11 protein-coding genes and 2 pseudogenes are annotated in these 14,342 nt (G+C 46.0%); 10 read left to right on the top strand and 3 right to left on the bottom strand.

What is annotated here, in order from left to right:
* Window positions 1-89: 89 nt before the first annotated feature.
* Window positions 90-1,655: an FAD-binding oxidoreductase gene (locus RMO27_RS22080; RefSeq protein WP_309736635.1), complete on the bottom strand. Its 1,566-nt coding sequence runs from the start codon at window positions 1,653-1,655 to the stop codon at window positions 90-92.
* A gap of 39 nt (window positions 1,656-1,694) precedes the next feature.
* Here RMO27_RS22080 and RMO27_RS22075 point away from each other — a divergent pair, with 39 nt between their 5' ends.
* A complete protein-coding gene (locus RMO27_RS22075; protein ID WP_309736633.1) occupies window positions 1,695-2,117 on the top strand; it encodes a TerB family tellurite resistance protein in 423 nt (140 codons plus the stop codon).
* A 53-nt stretch (window positions 2,118-2,170) separates the two neighbouring features.
* On the top strand, window positions 2,171-3,220 hold the full coding sequence (locus RMO27_RS22070; RefSeq protein ID WP_309736630.1) for an ABC transporter permease: 1,050 nt from the start codon (window positions 2,171-2,173) through the stop codon (window positions 3,218-3,220).
* Window positions 3,221-3,316: 96 nt separating this feature from the next.
* Here RMO27_RS22070 and RMO27_RS22065 read toward each other — a convergent pair whose 3' ends face one another.
* Window positions 3,317-4,051: a ComF family protein gene (locus RMO27_RS22065; RefSeq protein ID WP_309736628.1), complete on the bottom strand. Its 735-nt coding sequence runs from the start codon at window positions 4,049-4,051 to the stop codon at window positions 3,317-3,319.
* Between the two features lie 592 nt (window positions 4,052-4,643).
* Here RMO27_RS22065 and RMO27_RS24030 point away from each other — a divergent pair.
* From RMO27_RS24030 to RMO27_RS22040, 5 genes and pseudogenes are all read left to right on the top strand, one after another.
* Window positions 4,644-5,054 (top strand): annotated as a pseudogene (locus RMO27_RS24030) (hypothetical protein); the annotation flags it as partial.
* Between the two features lie 115 nt (window positions 5,055-5,169).
* A complete protein-coding gene (locus RMO27_RS22055) occupies window positions 5,170-6,285 on the top strand; it encodes a DegT/DnrJ/EryC1/StrS family aminotransferase (protein WP_309736624.1) in 1,116 nt (371 codons plus the stop codon).
* Window positions 6,282-7,124 carry a methyltransferase, TIGR04325 family gene (locus RMO27_RS22050; protein ID WP_309736622.1) on the top strand — a complete coding sequence of 281 codons (843 nt, stop codon included), beginning with the start codon at window positions 6,282-6,284 and terminating at the stop codon, window positions 7,122-7,124. The genes RMO27_RS22055 and RMO27_RS22050 overlap by 4 nt, the downstream gene beginning before the upstream one ends.
* Entirely contained in the window at window positions 7,121-7,888 is a 768-nt protein-coding gene (locus tag RMO27_RS22045) for a class I SAM-dependent methyltransferase (RefSeq protein WP_309736620.1), read from the top strand. Before RMO27_RS22050 ends, RMO27_RS22045 begins: the two co-directional genes overlap by 4 nt.
* Window positions 7,889-9,103, top strand: coding sequence for a glycosyltransferase family 1 protein (locus RMO27_RS22040; protein ID WP_309736618.1), 1,215 nt, complete (start codon window positions 7,889-7,891; stop codon window positions 9,101-9,103).
* 99 nt (window positions 9,104-9,202) lie between these two features.
* On the opposite strand, the gene tyrS is transcribed toward RMO27_RS22040, so the two are convergent.
* Window positions 9,203-10,441 (bottom strand): tyrosine--tRNA ligase, encoded by a 1,239-nt coding sequence (gene tyrS, locus RMO27_RS22035; RefSeq protein ID WP_309736616.1) that lies wholly within the window; start codon window positions 10,439-10,441, stop codon window positions 9,203-9,205.
* Window positions 10,442-10,705: 264 nt separating this feature from the next.
* Between tyrS and RMO27_RS22030 the strand changes: the two genes are divergently transcribed.
* From RMO27_RS22030 to RMO27_RS22020, 3 genes and pseudogenes are all read left to right on the top strand, one after another.
* Entirely contained in the window at window positions 10,706-12,583 is a 1,878-nt protein-coding gene (locus RMO27_RS22030; protein ID WP_309736637.1) for a PBP1A family penicillin-binding protein, read from the top strand.
* A gap of 42 nt (window positions 12,584-12,625) precedes the next feature.
* Window positions 12,626-13,885: a DNA cytosine methyltransferase gene (locus tag RMO27_RS22025; RefSeq protein ID WP_309736614.1), complete on the top strand. Its 1,260-nt coding sequence runs from the start codon at window positions 12,626-12,628 to the stop codon at window positions 13,883-13,885.
* 46 nt (window positions 13,886-13,931) lie between these two features.
* Window positions 13,932-14,342: pseudogene (locus tag RMO27_RS22020) on the top strand (lipid-A-disaccharide synthase); the annotation flags it as partial.

Here is a 14,342-nt window from a genome sequence, read left to right as displayed (position 1 = left end):
AGTAGAAAGTAAACTATCGATTTCACTCGATTCACCTCGATTGAATTGGTAGTTTACTATTATCAATACTCGATCGTCAATCCGGCTGTTTACTGCTTGAAGTGGTGTCGATCGAGATCCCGTCCGGCACCATATCGATATGCTTGTAAGCGTTGCTGGTAATAATACCGTTGCACTGGATCGAGACGATCGAGTAATGGTGCGAGCAATTTGGTGAGTGGATATAAGCCACTATACGCACCTAAGTTGAGATAGTTAATCAGCCAATCAATTAATGTCACTATACCCACATGGGGAACGATCGGGATTGTGGCTTGCGGACTAGTAATTGAAGTTTGAAATAATGTCCGCGATAGGGCGGGAAATTGGACGACATCTTGGAGAAAGGGACGGAGTACATCATCGCCTAAAGACTGCATTGATTGAAATACCGCTGCTAATAAATTGTTAATTAGATCGGGATTAACTTGCTGCTTGATGCCGACACTCATTGCCCGTTGAAACATCCACGTTACCGCAATATTCGGTTGATAAGGCTGTAATAATTGGAGATCTTTAGCACCGAATGCATCAGCCGCGATTGCCATCTCAATACCATCCGTCAATCGTGTTAAATGCCGCATCATTGCCCCAAATCCACCAAAACTCACTGGCGATTGACTGCCACTACTATCGCCAATTAGTAAGACTCGATCCCAGGGTGTTTGGAGCGGACTATCCCGATATGAGGGAAAGCAGCCAAATAGACACCGCTGAAAATTTAGTCGGGCTAATTCTACCTGTTGATATGTCGGTAATAATCTTAGGTATTCATCAAATAAAAATGCCAAGCTAAATCTGTCGGGATGTGCGTCCATATAGGTAAATAGGTATGTGGTACGGCCATCATGAGCGGGAAATGCTTCCCAAAAATACTGACATTGATGTTGGCTTGGCGTAATCGAGGCAAAAATATCGCCCGTTTCGTTGTGCGCGAATCCCGTCGCACAACTACCCACTACCAAGCAAATTCCTTCGGGCTGAACTCCCGCTCTAGCTTGTGCTGCCAAGGGGGAAAAATGACCCATCGCATCGATAAATAATTTACTGGTTAATGCGACTGCTCCCGCGCTAATCGAAATCCCATTAGGATGAACTGTCACGCGATCGCAGGTAGTAAATTCCAATACCTTGCCCCCATCTGCCAAAAATTTGGCCTTGAGCGTTGCAAGTAGATACACCGGATCGACACCAATATTCAGGACATCCCGCACCCAAATATCTGGCGTATTGGGAAACGAAATTCGGGCGGGATTGTATTCAGTGACGATCGCGATTGCTAGTTCCTGTTCTGATAATAATTCCAGTTCGACTAATACCGCCAATTCCGATCGAGAGATATTCCACTCTTGCACACGTCCTTTTAATTCGCCCCGCTCGATCACGACTACTTTCAAACCCCGCCGTTGCAGCGCGGCAGCGAGGATAATTCCCAATGTACCACCCGCGATCGCGATCTCAAAATCCGTGGTTTTTAAATACTCGGAGCTAGAAACGACCATTTCTCGTGACGAAATCTGACCATTGCGCAAATTTTGCCACATTTTATCGACTCGATCGAGATTGGCAAAAGTATCGGCAGGAAATTGAGCGGCCATGTCCAGAGCGATCGACATAGAATTAGAAAAAGAGAATTACTTACTATGGTAGATCGGATGAATACTGAATCTCAGCGACGACTGCTATTGAAAATCCTGATCGGTGTCGCTTGGCTCGATGGCGAACTCCAACCAGCCGAACATCAATATCTAACTCAATATCTAACTAAAGTTGCCGACACCCCACCACTAGCGGCACGAGATCCCGAAATCGAGTCATTATTAGCTGGGACGACAACAGTTACGCTCCCTGATTGCGAACGCTGGATTCAAGAGTATCTGGGCGATAAATCAATCTATGATGACGATCTACTCATCGAAGCCATTAGTAGTCTAATTTATAGCGACGGGGATGTCGCGATCGCCGAAGCCAAACTGCTAACAAATATCCAATCAACACCTACTACCGATCGATCGCAGCCTCAATCGCTAGTCACCAAAATCCGCCATCTCTATCAAAATTGGCTCCAGAAAATCTAATTTAAAACAATCTATCCACCATTCACTAATTTTTACCCCCTAACCTCTCTAGAATGACCCTAGCCAAACGCAATCTCACCACACAGGTACAGGATGTCCTGGCTGGTGAAACTAGCCTGTACATTCTCAAACGATCGCTCCAAGCAATCCTCACCCTCTTGCTAGCATCGATACTGTGTTTTGCGATCGTGCAGTTATCACCAGGTAATTTCCTCGATACCCTCCGCCAAAACCCGCGCATTAGTCCCGAACGGATTGACGAATTAAAAAAATTATTTGGGTTGAGCGATACCAAAGATTTGCCAACTTTAGCCAATCAATACTGGAAATGGTTAATTCAGGCCATCCAGGGCAATCTCGGATTGAGTATGCACTACTCACAACCAGTGTCTTTATTGATCGGCCAACGCATTCGGGCGACATTAGAACTCGCACTCGCTTCGATCGTCTTAACTTGGGCAATTGCGATTCCGTTAGGGATTATTGGGGCGGTCAATCAAAATAAGTTTATCGATAAATTTTTGCGCGTAATTAGTTATACTGCCCAAGGATTTCCGAGTTTTGTCACGGCCTTATCGCTGTTAATTATCGCGCAAATTTGTTATCCACTATTGCCCGTCGGTGGTAGAACGAGTATCAATCATGACCAAATGAGTGCGATTGGGCAATTATTTGATATTCTCTGGCATATGATTTTACCGACGATCGCGTTGACGATTACGGGGTTTGCCGGATTGCAACGGATTACGCGGGGAGAGTTATTAGATGTGTTGCGGCAAGATTATATTCAAACTGCTCGCGCTAAAGGTTTATCCGAAAATCGGGTGATTTATATTCATGCTTTACGCAATGCAATCAATCCACTAGTAACTTTGCTGGGATTTGAATTTGCAAGTTTACTGAGTGGTGCTTTTATTGCCGAATTTTTCTTTAATTGGCCGGGACTTGGTAAATTAATTTTAGCTGGAGTTACTGCTAAGGATATTTATCTGGTGATGGGGAGTTTGATGATGGGGGCGGTGATGTTGATTATTGGTAATTTATTTGCCGATTTATTACTTAAGTTTGTCGATCCACGGATTAAATTAGCGGATCTGAAGTAGAGGAAGATTTTTAACGCAGCGATGCGCGCTCGCCTTTGTTCCCCGACGGTTTAGCGCATCAAGACAAAGGACGCTAAGGGTTGTTGGTGTGTGCCGCTAAGGACGCGAAGGGGGTTGATCGTCATATCCCTGAACTTTATTCGTTAGTTCCGTTCTGGCAACTACGGCGACGCCACAAACATTGATCTGTTGCGATCGCAAAACGGTGGCGATCTCTCGTACTGTAGCCCCTGTAGTGTAGATATCATCGACGAGCAAAATGGTATTGCCAGGTTTTAAGGATGAATTAACTAGTGCAAATGCGCCCTCGACATTTGATTGGCGTGCCGATTTTGATAGTCCAAATTGAGCTACTGTCGATCGAGTCCGGTGTAAACTGAGATCTAGCTTCGCTCCGGTAAGCTGACAAAATTTACGGGCGATTAATTCCGCTTGATTGAAACCTCTACTTACTAATTTATCGGGATGGAGTGGTACTGGTAGTGCGATTAATTTAGTTGGGGCAGGTGGTGCAAATTTTTGCCATTTAGTGGCTAAAGATTCGCCGTAAAAATCAGCGATCGATCGATGGCCATCATATTTTAATTTACCGATCGATCTTTTAACAGCACCTTCATACTTACCCCATCCAAAAAGAGGTAAATCGCCATGCCAATATCGCTCTGGATGAGTCAATTGACACTCCTGAATTTGCCGCTGACAATATTGACAAAAAACTACTATGGCTGCTCGATCACATAACGGGCAATTGGATTTGAGGAATAAGTTAAAGGTAAGATTTTTTAGATCGGAAGCGATATTGCCGATCAAACTTTGCCAAGAATTAGGCATATCAACTATTGAGATTTTATTTTTTACTTAGTGGGTTGAGAGATGAACATACATGTGTATATTAAGTTGCCAAAAAGGAAATTGAAAAATCCTAAATAGCTTAATTTGCACATTTTGGCGTGCAAATTAAGCTGTCAAACATTTAAAACACTCTTTTTGTCCTCTAGAACCCTTGCCGTAAGGGATTCAGTCAAAAATTTTAGATGTAAAACAGCTTAAGTTCGTTTCAAAACTTAAAGAGCAATACCAAAGATCTCTGCATCACTTTCCAGGCAAGGCTTTTAGCCAAACAGCCATCGAGAGTTAGTGCTGATTTACACATTTAGCTCGAAAATAATGAATTAAGCTAAAGGATAGAAGATAAACACAAATATGATGCATAGTGTTTTTTTATCTATAGAATTATACTGGTCTAGGTGGGTCTATGGAAAGTAAAGAGCGTGAAGCAATGTTAGAATTCGGGCGAGGTCGGCATTTAGAAGTAGCCGATTCAAGGTACGATCCTGACATGTTGGCAACAGTTATCTCTCCCGGCCCCCCAACCATATCACGATCTGTTTCATCTTCCGAAGCTACGCCAGCATGCAAACCGATCGAACAAATTAGCGATGGCAATCAACTGCTTGCCATCATCATTTCTCGAAATTTTAACAAGCCAGGAACTCATTTCTTTACGCCTGACGATCTGTCGCAACAGTTAGGATATATGCGCCATCCAGCCGGCAAGATCGTTGAGCCGCACATTCATCTACCGATCGTCCGCGAAGTTCGATATACTCAGGAAGTATTATTTATCAAACAAGGGAAACTGCGCGTAGATTTGTACAACGATCGACAGCAGTACCTCAAAAGTCGAATTCTCCTAGCTGGAGATGTTATCCTCCTCGCCACAGGCGGTCATGGTTTTGAAGTTATTGAAGAAGTCGAGATGATAGAGGTCAAACAAGGACCTTATACTGGCAATCGCGATCACACCCGATTTATAGGCATTCAGTCACACGAGTTAACTAGAAAGACTAGCGATGAGCGTTTGACAAGCCAGAGTCGTGCAGCAATATTAAAGGAGCCAGCGTATATCAGCGATCGAGACTATTTTCGCTCATGGCAAGACTACATTAATGAATTCAATTCCAGTTAACGAACCTCTATTAAGAGGCAACGAGCAGAAATATTTAGCCGAGTGTATTGAGACTGGTTGGATTTCCGCTGAAGGGCCATTTGTCAGGCGATTTGAATCACAATTTGCACAGCAGGTAGATCGCCAGTATGGTATCGCCGTGAGTAACGGTTCCGGTGCCCTCGATGTTGCGGTTGCTGCTTTGGGAATCGGTGTTGGGGATGAAGTAATTTTACCAACTTTTACAATTATCTCTTGTGCTGCGGCGATCGTCCGCGCTGGAGCTACCCCAATAGTGGTAGATGCCGATCCGGTGACTTGGAATATGGATGTGACCCAGATCGCCGCCAAAATCACCTCCCACACCAAAGCACTGATGGTGGTGCATATCTATGGCTTGCCAGTGGATCTAGACCCAATCTTAGCCTTAGCAGCTAAATATGGCTTAGCAGTAATTGAAGATGCTGCGGAAATGCTCGGACAGACCTATCGAAATCGCCCTTGTGGGAGTTTTGGGGATCTGAGCACCTTTAGTTTTTACCCGAACAAACACATTACAACTGGGGAAGGGGGAATGGTCGTCACTGACAATCCGCAGTTAGCCGAACGCTGTCAATCTTTACGTAACCTCTGCTTCCAGCCCCACCAGCGATTCATCCATGCAGAGCTAGGCTGGAATCTGCGGATGACTAATCTCCAGGCGGCAGTCGGCGTGGCGCAACTGGAAAGTTTAGCAGAGTTTGTAGATCGCAAACGCTCGATGGGCAAGCGTTACACGGAATTATTAGCAGATATCCCCAGTATTCAGTTGCCACTCACTCACGCTGACTACGCAGAAAATATTTATTGGGTGTATGGGATCGTCTTGAACGATGAAGTTCCCTTTGATGCCAAAGTAGCGATGCAAAAACTGGCAGAGGCGCGAATTGGGACTCGGCCTTTTTTCTGGTGTATGCATGAGCAGCCTGTGTTGCGAAGCAGGGGATTATTTGCGGGAGAATCTTATCCTGTGGCAGAAAGACTAGCGCGGCGTGGTTTCTATCTGCCTAGTGGGATGGCATTAACTGAAGCGCAAATCGATCGAGTGGCGAGCGTCCTCAAGGAGATCTTGACATGAAAGAACGGATCGCAAGAATTCCGGTGCTCAAACAGGTATACAAACAGTGGTACCAACACAAATTTGCTAATGATTGTTATGGGTGTTTTTGGGGAGTATTTGAGACTTTTGAGGAGGCGATCAGAGCGGCACCAGCTACTAAAACGATCGGCTATAATTGCCCTGAGCTAGCGCGAGCATATCAAAGAGAAATCGAGGCTCATACGTCATCTGCTGCCGATCTTGGAACAGCTAATCAAGCTCTGATGAGGTCGTTTGATTATCCAGTATTGTACTGGATCGCTCACATCCGCCAAGTAACACCGCTCGATTCGATCGAGTTTTTCGATTTCGGTGGTAATTTAGGGATTCATTTTTTAAGTTATGCCAATTACCTCGATCTTCCCAGTAGCTTGAGATGGATTGTCTGCGATCTGCCAGAAATAGTTAAACTCGGCACATCGCAGAACAAAGATTCGCGATTGACTTTTACTACCGATTTTCAATTAGCTAGTGGCAGCGATATTTTTCTTGCATCTGGGTCGTTGCAGTATGATGAAGCAGATATTGCCCTCAAAATAAATAGTCTAGATCGCAAGCCCAAACATCTATTAATCAATCGATTGGGATTATATGATGGCAGAAAGATTGTCACTCTTCAAAATGGCGGCAAAGTTTTTTATCCTCAGTATATATTCAATCGCAGTGAGTTTATCCAGTCATTACAACTAATTGGCTACGAGCTAATCGATCGCTGGGAAGATAATGTGGACAAGTGCTATATCCCATTTCATCCCGAAGTGAATGTACATTGCTACCATGGATTTTATTTTAAATTAAATACTGGAGTAAAAGCATGACTGTTTTTGGTAATTATGCGCGTTACTACGATTTGTTATATCAGGACAAAGACTACATTGGCGAAACTCAATTTATTCATCAACTAGTTCAGACTAACGCACCGGATACAGCAACCATCCTCGAACTCGGCTGTGGAACGGGCCACCATGCGATATTATTAGCAAAGGAAGGCTATAGTGTTTGTGGGGTAGATCTCAGCGCAGAAATGTTACAATATGCCAGCGAACGTCTCGATCGAGTCTCCCCAGAATTGAGGGCAAGATTAGAATTTAGTCAAGGCGATCTGCGACAAGTCAGATTCGATCGCCAGTTTGATGTCGTTCTTTCGCTCTTTCATGTCATCAGCTATCAAACTACTAATGCAGATTTATTAGCGGCATTTACTACTGCAAAAATGCATCTCAAGCCAGGTGGATTATTGATCTTTGATGTCTGGTATGGTCCGGCGGTACTGAGCGATCCGCCAACTGTGAGAGTCAAACGTCTGGAGAATGAATCGATTCAAGTAACTCGAATTGCCGAACCAATCGTCTACCCAAATAAAAATTTAGTGGCTGTTAATTATCACGCGTTTGTTAAAGATAAAAATAGTAGTGCGATTGATGAACTCAGCGAAACTCATACCATGCGCTACTTGTTCAAACCCGAATTAGAATTATTATTCAGCCAATTGCAAATGCAGATCGTCGATGATCGAGAGTGGTTGACCGATCGCCGATCGGGACTGAATACATGGGGAGTTTATTTTATAATTAGAAATTAAATGAAAGTAGCTTTATTTGTCAGTAGCTCTACACCTGAAGCTGGCGGTAGTTATACTTTCGAGCAGCAGTTACTCGATACTTTGTTGAAATCTCATGCCGAAAGCAGACATACATTTATTTTGTACGCATCAGACCGATCGGGGTCTAGTTATATACTAAATTCCGATCTGAAAACAGTGCCCGATCGAATAGTTGTCCCGCAAGGTGTTAAGTCTAAAATATTAGGACTGGCAAAAAGCATATTACGTAAATTACCGTATTCGATCGGCGATTTATTGGCCGATCAAAGGCGCACAAAATATATAATAAATTCATTAAAAACCGATCAAATCGACATAATTTTATCTCTAACGCCTAATTGCCCTACTCTTGAATATCCTTATATCATTACCGTCTGGGATTTACAACACAAGCTCCAATCATATTTTCCCGAAGTTAGTGAATCGGGTGAATGGGACAGACGGGAGAAATTTTATGCCAAAATATTGAGTCGGGCGGCATTTATTATTACAGGAACAGAGACGGGCAAAGCGGAAGTCCAAAGATTTTATCAGGTTCCTGCCCAAAGGATTAGGGTAATTCCTTTTTTTACACCACAAGTGGAATCAACTGACGATCCAATCGATCGAGATATCTCGATCGCATACAATCTCCCCGATCAATATTTATTCTATCCCGCTCAATTTTGGCCGCACAAGAACCATGTCAATTTGCTATTAGCGATTAAATGTTTAAAGGAAAAATACAATCTAGAACTGCCATTAGTTTTAGTTGGCTCAGATAAAGGAAATGAATCCTATGTCAAATCGATCGTGCAAGAGCTAGATCTATCAGCGCAAGTATCTTTCCTGGGGTTTGTGCCTAGAGCAGATATGGCACTACTCTATCGGAATGCTTTTGCCCTAATTTTTCTGTCATTCTTTGGGCCGGATAATCTCCCACCACTCGAAGCAATGGCGTTAGGTTGTCCGGTAATTGCTGCTAATGTCTCCGGTGCAACAGAGCAGCTAGGAGATGCGGCTTTACTCGTCGATCCCAAACAGCCGGAGGAAATTGCTGCTACCATCAATACTCTATTTACAGACTCGATGCTCCGTCAAAATCTCATCGACCGTGGTTTAAAAAGGGCGAACCAGTGGACGACAAAAGATTATATTCAAGAAATTTTTGCCATGCTTGATGATTTTGAAACAATTAGATATTGTTGGGAGTAGCGATCGGCACGAGCGAAAATCGCTAAATTCAATCGGTTTATCGGCAGCAATTCTCTCCACATTTAATCCGAGAGAATGTTTGAAAATTTCACATGACTGCTATTCTACTAACTTTTTAAACCGTTTCTTACCGACCTGTAATACCTTGCCAACTAGTGAAGATGCATCGTCATAGGTCAGCTCGATGTCACTAATCGGTTGTCCATCCAATTTAACGGCACCGCCTTGAATTTGGCGTTTAGCATCGTTGCTACCAGAACACAAACCGCTAGCTGCTAAAAGTTGGAAGATTTTGGCGGGGAAATTGACATCAGCAAGTGAAAATTCGGGGATGCTGTCGCCTCCAGCACCTTGACCCGGTTTGGTAATCAGGGCGATCGCGTCGGCTTGGGCTTGGGTCGCTTGTGTCGATCCGTGATACTGGGTAACTACGGTTAAGGCGAGGAGTTTCTGCGTCTCTCTGGGGTTCTCTGGCAGTCGATCAATATCTAAGTCGGTCAACAGTGTAAAGTAATCTTTGATGATGTTGTCGGGCGTTTTCTCTAGCTTGGAGTACATACTCAGTGCGTCTTCGCCTAAGCCGACATAATTATTCAGGGATTTGGACATTTTTTGCACCCCGTCGGTACCGAGTAAGATCGGCATTAGCAATCCAAATTGGGGCGTTTGGCCGAAATGACGTTGTAAATCTCGCCCGACAACTAAGTTAAACTTTTGGTCGGTGCCGCCGAGTTCGACATCAGCTTGGACGGCCACCGAATCATAACCCTGCATCAAGGGGTAGAGAAATTCATGAATGAAAATTGGTGTTTCTTGCTCGTAGCGGAGCGCGAATCCTTCTTTGGCGAGCATTTGGCCGACGGTCATCGTCGATAGTAGTTCGAGCGTCTGACCGAGATCTAATTTTGCCAACCATTCCGAGTTGTAGCGGACTTCCAACCTTCCCGGCGTCTCAAAATCGAGAATTGGCCGCACCCGATCGAGATAAGCTTCAGCATTGGCGGTAACTTGGGCAGGAGTCAATTGGTTGCGAACTTCTGATTTCCCAGTCGGATCGCCAATCCGCGCGGTAAAGTCACCGATAATCAGTACCGCAGTATGTCCGGCATCTTGGAACGATCGCAGCTTGCGCAGGGGAATACTATGGCCGAGATGGATATCTACCCCAGTCGGATCGATACCCAGCTTGACACGCAATGGTCGATCTGTTTGAGCCAGTCGAGTAGCGAGATTTTCCGCCGGATCGGTAGCATTGGGTTGATGGGGAAAAATCTCACTCACCCCCCGAAATAACCAATCGAATCGATCTGAGGCTGGCACGGATACACTCACAGTCATATAAATGATGAAAATCGAACGGGATCTCGAAATAGTTGCAAGTTAAGCTTATTATAGTTATTTACCAAAACTGAAATATTTTTAGATCCTGATTGATATTTCTAGCTACCAATCCACCTGCATCGGTGACAGATCGGCTACGATTGCCTTCAGATCGATCGCCAGTGCCTACTCGGAATTGATTGTCCCTAACTTGAGAGAGAAAAGATCCTAGTGTCTTCTAGAGCTTTAAACAAACAAAACCCCAAACAGCAACCCGAACCGATGGGGCAAAAGCCTGAAAAGGGCAACTTCTTCGGCGGGATTGGGCAAATTGCTGGCGGTACGATCTTAGGTGCCACCATGCTGGCTAGTTCGATCGTTGCTGGTGGATTGGTCGGCTTGGCAATTAGCTTTCGCAACTTACCCGACGTCCGCGTACTCCGCAGTTATGCGCCGACGGAAACTACCTATATCTATGATATCAAAGGGGTACAACTCGCCAGCCTCCACGATGAAGCCAATCGGGAAGTTGTTCCGCTCAACCGGATTTCGCCCAATTTGAAACGCGCGTTACTGGCGATCGAAGACGATCGATTTTACTACCATCAAGGGGTCAATCTGGCGGGGGTCGGCCGCGCGCTGAGTGCCAACTTCAAAAAAGGGAGTGTTAGTCAGGGTGGTTCGACGATCACGATGCAGTTGATCAAAAACTTATTCCTCTCCCAAAAACAACAACTCAGCCGCAAGTTAGCCGAAGCAGTCTTATCGATTCGCCTCGAACAAATTTTTCGCAAAGACGAAATTTTGGAAATGTACCTCAATCAAGTCTATTGGGGGCACAATAATTATGGCGTCGAAACTGCCGCCCAAAGCTACTTTAACAAACATGCCTCCGAGCTGAACCTCGCCGAAGGGGCGATGATGGCTGGTGTGATCGCCGCCCCTGAAAAATATAGTCCCTTTACTAACTATAAAGTCGCCAAAAAGCGGCAAGAACAAGTTTTGGCGAGGCTGGTTGAGGTAGGCTGGATTACGCCGGCCGAAGAGAAAAAAGCCAAAGCATACAAGCTCAAACTCGGTAAAATCAAAACCTGGCAAACGAGTAAATTGCCCTATGTCACCGATGCCGCGATCGAAGAACTCAACCAACGCTTTGGGCGCGAAACCGTCCGTAAAGGCGGGATGCGGATTCAAACCACGATCGACTATAACTTCCAAATCGCCGCCGAAAAAGTCGTCCAAAATGCCTACGATCGATTGGGACGCAGTAAGTACCAAATCAGTTTGGTGGCAGTCGATCCGCGCACGCATTTTATCAAAGCAATGGTCGGGGGGGTCGATTACAAAAAAAGTAATTTCAACCGCGCCATGTATGCCAATCGGCAACCCGGCTCCTCATTCAAACCTTTTGTCTTTTACACTGCTTTTGCCACTGGCAAATTTTCGCCAGAATCCACCGTCTACGATGCTCCCGTCCGCTATCGCGATGGCAGCGGCTACTATTCGCCCCGCAACTATGGTGGTGGCTATTCTGGTGCCATGAGTATCCGATCGGCACTGATGAACTCCACCAACGTGCCAGCGGTCAAAATGGGTAAAGAAGTCGGCTTGGATAAAGTCATTCAAACTTGCCGAACACTAGGTATCAAAAGCCCGATCGAGCCAGTGGTATCCTTACCCTTGGGCGCAGTCGGTGTAACTCCCGTCGAGATGGCTGGTGCCTTTGCCACATTTGCTAGCAACGGTTGGCAATCCGAAACGACCACAATTTTGCGCGTCACTGATAGTGAAGGTAATATCTTGCTAGATAATACCCCCCAACGCCAGCTCGTCCTCAATTCCTGGGCGACAGCGCAAATCAACAGTGCCCTCCAGTCAGTAGTCAGCAGTGGTACTGGTAAAGAAGCCTATCCTGGCCGTCCCGCCGCCGGTAAAACGGGAACGACTTCTTCAGAGCGAGATGTCTGGTTTGTGGGCTACGTGCCCCAGCTAGCTGCCTCTGTATGGATTGGGAAAGATGACTTCACCCCCCTCGGTCGAGGTGTCACTGGTGGTACCTATGCCGCACCGATTTGGCGGAGTTTCATGCGCGAGGCACTCCAAAATGAACCGGTTGAAGCTTTCGCATCCCCAGCGAAATTCAAGCGTCCTGGCAGCTAACCACAATCCCACCTTCACCCCACCGTTGACAGCTTCAGCAACATGAATAGACCGATCGGAATTGACCTGTTTGCTGGTGCTGGCGGAATGTCACTGGGTTTCGAGCAGGCTGGATTCGATATTGTCGCCGCAGTCGAAATCGATCCGATTCATTGTGCGACGCATGAGTATAACTTTCCAGCGACGACGACAATTTGTGCCAGTGTCACCGATCTGACTGGTGCGGACATCCGCCGCCGCGCCAAATTGGGAAATAAAGATATCGATGTAGTCATGGGTGGCGCACCCTGTCAGGGTTTTTCCCTCATGGGAAAACGCGCTTTTGACGATCCGCGCAATCAACTAGTCTTTCACTACGTGCGGATCGTCCGAGAATTACAGCCTAAATATTGCGTCTTTGAAAACGTTAAAGGGCTAACCCTCGGTGCGCACGCCCAGTTTCTCTCGGAGTTAATTGCGGCTTTGGGGGCAGCGGGTTATGATGTGCTGACACCGTATCGGGTATTAAATGCTGCCGACTATGGCGTCCCACAGGATCGACGGCGGTTGTTTTTGGTCGGGACGCGGCAGGGTTTAACATTACCGATATATCCAGAATCTCACCCAGAGCGAGTTACAGTCTGGGATGCGATCGGCGATCTGCCAAATGCCGAGCAGTTTGACGCCTTATGGCACCAAGATTTCGTCTCGACACAATGGGAGACGACTAGCTCCTATGGTCGCAAATTACGCGGCATCGATCGCGATTCTAAGGATTATAGCTACCCCCGTCACTTCGATCCCAATCTCCTCACCTGTAGCATCAGAACCAGGCATAACCCCGCTTCTCGATCGCGATTTGCCGCCACCAAGCAAGGGAAAACCGAATCCATCAGCCACTTTCGCCGTCTCGATCCCGATGGGCTGTGCAATACGCTCCGTGCGGGTACCGATAGTGCCAGAGGCGCACATACATCACCTCGTCCGATTCATCCCTGGTTGCCCCGCGTCATCACGGTACGGGAAGCCGCGAGATTGCATTCTTATCCCGACTGGTTCCGTCTGCACTCCACGAAATGGCATGGCTGTCGGCAAATTGGCAATAGTGTCCCGCCACTTCTGGCGCGAGCCTTGGCCAGTGAATTGATCGGAGCGCAGGGAATTAAACCATCAAAGCCGAAGAAAATTCTCGATCGCGGTCACGATCGACTGCTATGTTTTGATATGACTAGTGCGTCGAGATATTTCAAAGTTCCACTAGACACAATCGCCCAACGAGATCGCAAAATACTCACAGTAGCAGCGGAAAAATCACCAGAATAGTCATTCCACATCAAACAATTTTTCCTCACTACTAGGCTCAATCATGATGAATATTAGCCAACCGATCGATCTGATTATTCTCTCCAATGGCCCTGGCGAAGTCACTACTTGGGTACGTCCCGTTGTCAAAGCATTACGCGCGAAACTGGGTATTGATCGATCTCAGATGCGGATCTCGGCAATCTTGGCACCATGCCCGAATGCTAGTGGTAAAGAAGCCCAGATTTTAAAAACCTATCCAGAGATCGATCGGGTTCAGGGTGCGGAGCATTTTACCAATTTTTTAGTATGGGGAAAAACTGTCGAAAATTGGGATTGGCGATCGCGCGGGATAGTTATTTTCCTGGGTGGCGAGCCATTTTTCCCAGTAATTATTGGCAAGCGATTGGGTTATCAAACCGTAGTTTATGCCGAATGGACGGCTAGATGGCATAATTTAATCGATCGATTTGCCGTG

The organism is Chamaesiphon sp. OTE_75_metabat_556, from assembly GCF_031378165.1.
Lineage (GTDB): Bacteria > Cyanobacteriota > Cyanobacteriia > Cyanobacteriales > Chamaesiphonaceae > Chamaesiphon.
This window is presented reverse-complemented; position numbering and strand designations above follow the sequence as displayed.